Below are 8,303 nucleotides of genomic sequence, written 5' to 3'. Positions count from 1 at the left end.
TATTATTCTTTTCATTATTATACTTACATGATCTAAAGATATTCCTTTGATCACTTGGTGATTAAATTTAAATTTCACTGGTGCAGTTTCACTAAAAATAATTTCTATTGGCAAATGGCTCTGCGGTAATTCAATGTGAATCACTTTACCATGTAAATCAATAAATTTAAGTTTAGTCTTGAAATAACAAACATCCATTCCACCATCTATTTTCACAAAGTGCGGAAGATGATTTAAATCACCATAATCCTTTTCATTCACAAAAAATACCAGTGCTACAAAGATAAACAACGCTACCAAATAATAGATCACTCCCAATGCATTCAAGTAAAAAAATATAAGAAAAATAAATAATATAGGGTAAAGGAGTAAGCTTTTTGTACTTGTAAATTTATTCTTAAACTTAGCGAAGAATAATAAGAATTCTGGGAAAAACTCTAACAGAATCCACTGCATAACTGTATTCCTATAAGCTTTAAATTTTTGACTTTATCCTGGGCCACATAAATATCGTTTCAGTATTTTTTACAATTTAATACAGCCATATTGAAATGATTAATTTATGAATCTACCAAATTTCAACATCAATTCAACTCCCGCAAACTTTGTAAAGGCGGAATTTCCGACAAATAACTCAGACGGTAACGACCAATCAATGCACACAATAACGCCATCAACACAGGTAAAATGATCCAAATTTCCCAATGCAACTGTACAACCATGTCCATGCGATAACTCGCAATCGCACTAATCACTTCGGCAAAGAAACATGAAACGATTCCTGCCAATAAACCAATAAAACCGATTTCAAGACTCATCATATTCTTTAACTGACGTTTAGAACTGCCAAAAGAACGCATCAAAGCGACTTCTCGTTTACGTTCATCCATCAACAAATTAATACAAGCAATCAGCACTAAAAAGCCTGAAAGACTCACCAATACTGCAAGCACCGTGATAATTTGTACCAGTACGGTGACTAAACGCTTAATCTCATCAAAGATCAAAGACACATCAATAAATACAGTATTGGAAAATTGCTGAATCAAGCTGACCATTTTGACTTTTTCAGCAGGTGGGACATAAAAACTGCCCAAATAACTGCCTGCATTTTCATCTAAAGTATTCGGCGCAAAAATAAAGAAAAAGTTAGGACTAAAACTTTGCCACTCTACCGTTCTCAAATTTACCACCTGCGCCTGTAAGCGGCCTTCAGGTAAGCTAAATGTTAAATGATCACCAATTTTAATCCCTAATTCTTCAGCTAATTTAGCTTCGATAGAAACCTGCCCAACTTTAGTTAATTTGGCATCTCCTGCAACAATTACATTGTCAGGTGGATATTGATCAGTTTGTGTCAAATTTAGTTCACGTCGCAATGAGTTGCTTTGTTTAATCAACTCTGCTGAAAAAGCTTGACCATTTTTCTCCAATAATCGCCCTCTCACATTGGGATATAACGGCGAACTCTTCCAATGTTGCTGTTCAAGTTGTTGTTTAAATGCATCCAGTTCGAAAGGTGGTAGTCCATAAATGAATTGATTTGGTGTTCCTTCAGGCAGTTGTTGTTGCCAACGCTCTAATAAATCGGTTCGTAATACTGCCAAGACTGTAATTAAGCTTAAACCCAAAGCTAAGGCTGTGATTTGTAATGCTGTTTGTGAAGGCGTTCGCACATAAGCAGAAAGCTGATTTCTCATTGATTTTAAAGTTTTTAAAATCAACCACACCATTGAATATAACAAGCCTGTTAATACAATGACTGAACCCATAACCAATGTGGTCAGGATGACATTTTCAGTTAAAACCAAACTAAAAATAATCAAACTAACTAATCCTGCAGACATCATCCACAATATTGAACGTGCTGATTTTTCTTGCTGACGAATCACTCGAATTGGTGGTGTGCTGAGCAATTGCCATAAACTTGGGAAAATAAAACCAATCAAAACAATAGCACTGGTGAAAATAGCAATCGGTAATGGGCCAAGCAACATTTCAAATGCAGAAAAACTTAATTCAAGGTTTGGAATCATCTGCAACATCAATTGAAGTAAGGAATAACCTAAAACCAGCCCTAAAATACTGCCAATCACAATGGCGATGAGAATGACGACAACCAGCAATCCCAAATAGGTTTGGAAAATTTGCTGTTTGGTTGCGCCCATACAACGCATCAAAGCAATATGATCTTGGTTTTGCTGTACATAACGTTGACTGGTTAATGCAATCGCTAACCCACAGAGTAAAATGGTCAGTATATTTGCCAATTGTAAGAAAATATCTAAATTTTCAATCGGTTTTAATAAACGAGAATTTCCATCATTGGCATTGCGTAGTCTTAAACTGGTTTGATCCTCCAAGTCTGATTCTACATTTTGCATGGCTTGAGTGGATTGATCCGTTTGAGCACTATTGCTTTGCTGATTGCCTGAGTGATCACCTGAGTGATCACCTGATTGATCACTTAATTGATGACCATTTTGTTGTACCGCTGGATTCTTTTCAGGTCGTTTTACAGAATCTTTTGTATGATTCGTTTTTTCCTGTTGTTTAAAGGCTTTAAATACACGCTGATATTCAGCCACGGCTTGTGAATCACCCGCCATCAATAACCGATATTCAATACGACTCCCAATTTGAACAGCATTGGTTTTTGCAACATCAGCCTGAGAAATTATCACCGTAGGCGAAAATGCTGAAAAACCAAGTTCTTGGTTAGAATCATGCGCAATAATGCCTGCCACTTTAAACTGACCATCAGCAATTTGAACAGCATCACCTACTTTGAGTTTTAACAATTCTTGCGCACGTTTACTTAACCAAATCCCACCACTTGGTAATTTTTGATTAGGTAAAACTTTTAATTCGCCTCGCAATGGAAAAGCTTGATCAATCGCTTTCACATTTACCATGACAAATTGATCATGGGTTGAAGCCATAGAACCAAACATGATGACTTGAGATTGCTTAAGTTTGAGCTGATCAGCTTGTTTTAACCATTGTTGCTCAATGGGATAATTATCACTCAAGACTAAATCAGCCGCTTGCATTTTGGCAGCTTGCAAAGTTACAGCTTGTTGCACTTGATCATTACTAAACTTGAGTGCTGTTGTTGCACTAATCGCCAAACTTAAAGCAATAATCAGTAAATAAATACCTGAAGTTGCAAAACTTTGCCTGAATAATGGCTTAAATAAAGTAAACATTACACAACCTCACCTGTCTGAGTGAATTGTGAATGTTCAATCAATATGCCATCTTTCAACTCATAATGACGTTGGCACTGGGCAGCCAGTTGTAGATCATGTGTCACCAAAACTAGCGTTGTACCTAATTCTCGATTTAAATCAAAAAGTAATTGTTCTATTTCATGCGCTGTATGCTCATCAAGATTACCTGTAGGTTCATCTGCAAAAATGATTTTAGGGTCAGAAATAAGTGCTCTAGCGATTGCAACACGTTGCTGCTCACCACCTGACAGTACTTTCGGCGTTTGATGGCTTTGACGCTCTAATCCTACTTTTGCCAATAACTTTAAAGACTTCTGTTCAGCTTCACTATAGTTAAAATCTTTTTGTATCCGCAGTGGCAACATTACATTTTCAAGCGCAGATAAATGTGGAAGCAATTGAAATGATTGAAAAACAAAACCAATATACTTCAGTCGAACTAAAGCACGTTGTTCTTCATTGAGCTGCTCAATCGATTCAGCACAAACTGTAAGTTGCCCCGAACTGGCTTGATCCAATGTGGCGAGAATACCCAACAAAGTCGATTTTCCAGAACCTGAACGTCCTGTAATCGCGACTTGCTCGCCTGTATAAATATTGAGATTTAAATTTTCAAAAATTGTAAGTGTTTGATGCGGTAATTCTATCTTTTGTGTCAGTTGCTGTGCAGCAATGATCACCTGTGGCATGATGGAAGAAGTTAAATCACCCTGAACCTTAGACATCTTACAAGTACCCTATTATGCAAATCAAAAAATGGTTAAATTTGAAAATGATCAAAAATTTTATTCATTGTTTAATTTTTAGCATGATCTGTCTGTTACCCGTTAGTAGTTTTGCAAAAACCGTTATGATTTTAGGTGACAGCTTGAGTGCAGGTTATGGTCTAAACCCACAACAAGGTTGGGTCGCATTATTACAGCATCGCTTAGATCAACAATTTCCTAAACTACATAAGGTTGTAAATGCCAGTGCCAGTGGTGAAACCACAAGTGGTGCTTTAGCACGATTACCGAAATTATTACAAACGTATAAACCTGATGTTGTGGTGATTGAGTTGGGCGGGAATGACGGTTTACGTGGTCAACCACCTCAAATGATTCAGAAAAACCTAGCACAACTGATTCAACAAAGCCAAAAAACTAAAGCAAAAGTGGTTTTATTGGGAATGAAAATACCGCCAAACTACGGAACAGCGTATAGCAAAGCGTTTGAGAATAATTACCAAGTTTTAAGCCAGCAATATAAAGTCAAAATGCATCCCTTCTTTATGAATGGTATTGCAGGGAATAAAAACTTAATGCAAAAAGATTTGATTCACCCCAATGCATCAGCGCAAAAGCTTTTATTGGACAATGCTTATCCGTTAATTCGAGGGGCATTGTAGAAGCTCTACAAAATTACTTTGGCTTATAAACCGCCCTCATCCTAAGCTTCTCCCTGAGCTATATATGGTAAAAGAGAAGGAACTTTATACAACGCAATAAAAAAGACGCATGAAGCGTCTTTTTTACATTTACTATTCTACAAATTATGCAGGAATATCGCGCACAGAAGCATTACGAATCGCTTCTTTCAAAGCTTCATAACCATGAATTGGTGGAAATTGCGGGAATTCACGAATTACATTTTCAGGTGCATCGAATAAGAAACCTTGATCTGCTTCACCCAACATGGTTGTATCGTTATAAGAATCCCCTGCTGCGATCACACGATAATTTAAACCATGTAATGCTTTTACTGCTTCACGCTTTTGATCAGGTTGGCGTAATTTATACGCTGTGATCATACCATTTTCATCTGTTTCCAACTTGTGACAGAAAATCGTTGGCCAACCCAATTGCTTCATCAACGGATGAGCAAACTCATAGAATGTGTCAGAAAGAATAATCAATTGAAAATGTGTGCGAACCCATTCAACAAACTCTTTCGCACCTGGAAATGGCCCCATGTCTGCAATCACAGCTTGAATATCATTTAAACCCAAACCATGTTGTTTAAGAATATTCAAACGTTGAGTCATCAACACATCGTAGTCTGGAATATCACGTGTTGTTGCTTCTAATTCTTTGATACCTGTTTTTTTAGCAAAATTGATCCAGATTTCTGGTACCAATACACCCTCAAGATCAAGACATACGATTTCCATGGGTTCTCCCAAATGTCAGTTTAAAATTTTGGCGCTATCATAGCATTAAAGTTTTAAAGATGACGGAAAGTTTCTGCGCCAATTCATTTTTCATTGCTGATTTACCAAGATAACGCCTATTCAGAATAAATTTTAATGCAATCTACTGAATAGACAGAATATGTAGCAAGGAGTTTTTGGTTTAAGATCAAATAAGTTTGAGTCACATAAATCTATTTTCTTCATAAGTATTCTAATTAATCTGCTAAGCAGTTTATTTCATTTACTTTAAAATAAAATGAATTTCAAAAGATTGTTTTCTGAGACCAAGTCATTTTTTATTTTATCTGCATTGGATAATGTTAAATTTACTCGGATAAAGTCTACATAAAACATAGCTTCAAGCTAACTGCCAGGAGCAGATATGACCACTATTCCAACCATTGATCTTGTTGATGCACTTGCTGCTGAATACGCCGAAAAATCTCCATCTGAAATATTAGAACTCGCACTCTCACAACAAGGTGAAATTGCTATTTCTTTTTCAGGTGCTGAAGATGTTGTTTTGATTGATATGGCACATAATCTTGGTAAACCATTTCGTGTATTTAGCTTAGATACAGGACGTTTACACCCTGAAACATATCAATTTTTGGAAACTGTACGTAAACATTACGGCATTCAAATTGAAATCTGTTTTCCTGAAGCAGCAGCCGTACAACAACTGGTCAATGAAAAAGGTCTATTTAGTTTTTATCAAGATGATCACAAAGAATGTTGTGGAATCCGCAAAGTACAGCCTTTACGCAAAAAACTAGCGACTTTGGATGGTTGGATTACAGGACAACGTAAAGATCAAAGTCCAGGTACACGTACTGAAATTCCAGTTATTCAGGCTGATCCGGGGTTTTCTGGGGAAGGTAAACAACTCATCAAATATAATCCGCTAGCAAATTGGTCTAGTGCAGATGTTTGGAACTACATCCGCATGATGGAAATTCCTTACAATCCTTTACATGAAAAAGGCTTTATTTCAATCGGATGTGAACCTTGTACCCGCGCTGTATTACCCAATCAACATGAACGTGAAGGTCGCTGGTGGTGGGAAGAAGCAACACATAAGGAATGTGGCTTGCACGCTGGCAATTTAAAATAAAGTTAACTGTCTATTTCCAGAAAAAAGTCACTACATTTGGTGACTTTTTTCTAGACCTATCATTCATCGAAATGCTTGGATTTTAGCAACGAAATCGTTTTATACTTCAAGTTAAGTTTTATAATTCTAACAACACAACGCTCAGACACGAGTTGTTGTATAAATTGCAGTGAGGCAATCTAAAATTATGCGCCCATTACACCCAATCGATTTTATTTTTCTTAATTTAGAGAAACGGCAACAACCGATGCATGTTGGTGGATTATTCTTATTTGAGATCCCAGAACACGCTCCTTCTACTTTTATTCAAGATTTAGTTGCAGATATTCGTAATTCAAAATGTATTCCTGTTCCGCCCTTTAATAACCTTTTGAATGGTTTTTTTTGGGATGAAGATGAAGATTTCGATATAGACCATCATTTCCGTCATATTGCACTTCCCCATCCGGGACGTATCCGTGAATTATTGGTTTATATTTCACAAGAACATAGTGCCTTGATTGACCGTGCAAAACCGCTTTGGACTTGTCATATCATTGAAGGCATTGAAGGCAATCGTTTTGCCATGTACTTTAAAATCCACCACGCCATGATTGATGGCGTGGCAGGTATGCGTTTGGTTGAAAAATCATTCTCAAAAGATCCAAATGCCAAAACCATTATTCCACCTTGGTGCGTTGAAGGTAAACGTTCTCAGCGCTTTAAAGAACCTAAACTCGGTAAAGTGAAGAAAATACTCAATACATTGAAAGGTCAAATTGAAGCTGCACCTAAAGTAACGCAAGAGCTTTTCCAAACCGTTTTTAAAGAAATGGGGAAAAATCCTGATTATGTATCGAGTTTCCAAGCACCAAGTAGCTTATTTAATCAACGTGTAAGTTCTTCACGTCGTTTTGCAGCACAATCTTTTGAGCTCGATCGTTTTAGAAATATTTCTAAGGCTTTGGGCGTCACCATTAATGATGTCGTCTTAGCTGTCTGCTCAGGTGCATTACGTGATTACTTAATTACTCAAGATGCTTTACCGAAAAAACCACTGATTGCGATGGTTCCTGCGTCATTGCGTGATGACGACTCAGATATGAGTAACCGTATCACCATGATTCTTGCGAATCTAGGCACGCATAAAGCGCACCCTGAAGAACGTTTAGAAATCATTCGTCGTAGTGTGCAGAATTCAAAAACTCGTTTTAAACGCATGAATTCAGATCAGATTTTGAATTACAGTGCTTTTGTTTATGGTTTGGCTGGTTTAAATATTGCTTCTGGAATGATGCCTAAACGCCAAGCTTTCAATGTGATTATTTCTAATGTTCCAGGTCCTCGTGAACCTCTGTATTGGAATGGTGCAAAGCTAGATGCACTCTACCCAGCTTCGATTGTTCTTGATGGACAAGCGCTGAATATCACCATGACCAGTTATTTAGATAAATTGGAAGTTGGCCTAACAGGTTGCCGTAAATCATTACCAAAATTGCAGAACTTACTGACGCATTTGGAAAATGAAATTCAGAAATTTGAACAACTGATTGCTGAAAAGAATCCTGAAATCAGTAATGTTGTCGAAAAAACAACAGATGCTGAGCCTGCAAAAACAGCTACACGCTCAAAACCTGTGATTGTAGACTCAACTGACATACAAAAACCTGCTTAAAGACTTAATGCCTTGATTTGAGCATGCCTAATCTTCCTTTCAAAGGAGGATTGGGCAAAACCCTAAATTTCTTCACTCGTCTTATTTTCAGCTCTCTTTTATTTTCTTACTCTCTGCTTTTCTTCTTCTCTG

The 8,303-nt window shown here is 37.0% G+C and carries 7 protein-coding genes; 3 read left to right on the top strand and 4 right to left on the bottom strand.

The window, feature by feature from the left end:
* The 3 genes from GGG_RS0114200 to GGG_RS0114190 form a co-directional block, all read right to left on the bottom strand.
* The coding region (locus GGG_RS0114200) for a hypothetical protein (RefSeq protein ID WP_010116025.1) at positions 1 to 456 on the bottom strand (456 nt) is incomplete at its 3' end.
* Between the two features lie 128 nt (positions 457 to 584).
* On the bottom strand, positions 585 to 3,209 hold the full coding sequence (locus GGG_RS0114195; protein ID WP_010116023.1) for an ABC transporter permease: 2,625 nt from the start codon (positions 3,207 to 3,209) through the stop codon (positions 585 to 587).
* Positions 3,209 to 3,958 carry an ABC transporter ATP-binding protein gene (locus tag GGG_RS0114190; protein WP_010116021.1) on the bottom strand — a complete coding sequence of 250 codons (750 nt, stop codon included), beginning with the start codon at positions 3,956 to 3,958 and terminating at the stop codon, positions 3,209 to 3,211. The genes GGG_RS0114195 and GGG_RS0114190 overlap by 1 nt, the downstream gene beginning before the upstream one ends.
* 47 nt (positions 3,959 to 4,005) lie before the next feature.
* On the opposite strand from GGG_RS0114190, the gene GGG_RS0114185 reads away from it, so the two are divergent.
* Positions 4,006 to 4,620 carry an arylesterase gene (locus tag GGG_RS0114185; RefSeq protein ID WP_050809043.1) on the top strand — a complete coding sequence of 205 codons (615 nt, stop codon included), beginning with the start codon at positions 4,006 to 4,008 and terminating at the stop codon, positions 4,618 to 4,620.
* Between the two features lie 144 nt (positions 4,621 to 4,764).
* Here GGG_RS0114185 and thrH read toward each other — a convergent pair whose 3' ends face one another.
* Positions 4,765 to 5,382 (bottom strand): bifunctional phosphoserine phosphatase/homoserine phosphotransferase ThrH, encoded by a 618-nt coding sequence (gene thrH, locus GGG_RS0114180; protein WP_010116018.1) that lies wholly within the window; start codon positions 5,380 to 5,382, stop codon positions 4,765 to 4,767.
* Between the two features lie 403 nt (positions 5,383 to 5,785).
* On the opposite strand from thrH, the gene GGG_RS0114175 reads away from it, so the two are divergent.
* Together GGG_RS0114175 and GGG_RS0114170 are read left to right on the top strand one after the other, a co-directional pair.
* Positions 5,786 to 6,517, top strand: coding sequence for a phosphoadenylyl-sulfate reductase (locus GGG_RS0114175; RefSeq protein ID WP_010116016.1), 732 nt, complete (start codon positions 5,786 to 5,788; stop codon positions 6,515 to 6,517).
* A gap of 187 nt (positions 6,518 to 6,704) precedes the next feature.
* Positions 6,705 to 8,171, top strand: a complete 1,467-nt coding sequence (locus tag GGG_RS0114170) for a wax ester/triacylglycerol synthase family O-acyltransferase (protein ID WP_010116014.1) — start codon at positions 6,705 to 6,707, stop codon at positions 8,169 to 8,171.
* Positions 8,172 to 8,303: the final 132 nt, after the last annotated feature.

Source organism: Acinetobacter sp. P8-3-8 (assembly GCF_000214135.1).
Taxonomy (GTDB): Bacteria; Pseudomonadota; Gammaproteobacteria; order Pseudomonadales; family Moraxellaceae; genus Acinetobacter.
Note: the sequence above shows the minus strand (reverse complement) of the source record. Positions and strands in the feature narration are given on the sequence as shown.

Bases quoted from the DNA above. Each gene is read 5' to 3' on its own strand.
- GGG_RS0114195 (WP_010116023.1), bottom strand. From the start codon at position 3,209: ATGTTTACTTTATTTAAGCCATTATTCAGGCAAAGTTTTGCAACTTCA.
- GGG_RS0114190 (WP_010116021.1), bottom strand. From the start codon at position 3,958: ATGTCTAAGGTTCAGGGTGATTTAACTTCTTCCATCATGCCACAGGTG.
- GGG_RS0114185 (WP_050809043.1), top strand. From the start codon at position 4,006: ATGATCAAAAATTTTATTCATTGTTTAATTTTTAGCATGATCTGTCTG.
- thrH (WP_010116018.1), bottom strand. From the start codon at position 5,382: ATGGAAATCGTATGTCTTGATCTTGAGGGTGTATTGGTACCAGAAATC.
- GGG_RS0114175 (WP_010116016.1), top strand. From the start codon at position 5,786: ATGACCACTATTCCAACCATTGATCTTGTTGATGCACTTGCTGCTGAA.
- GGG_RS0114170 (WP_010116014.1), top strand. From the start codon at position 6,705: ATGCGCCCATTACACCCAATCGATTTTATTTTTCTTAATTTAGAGAAA.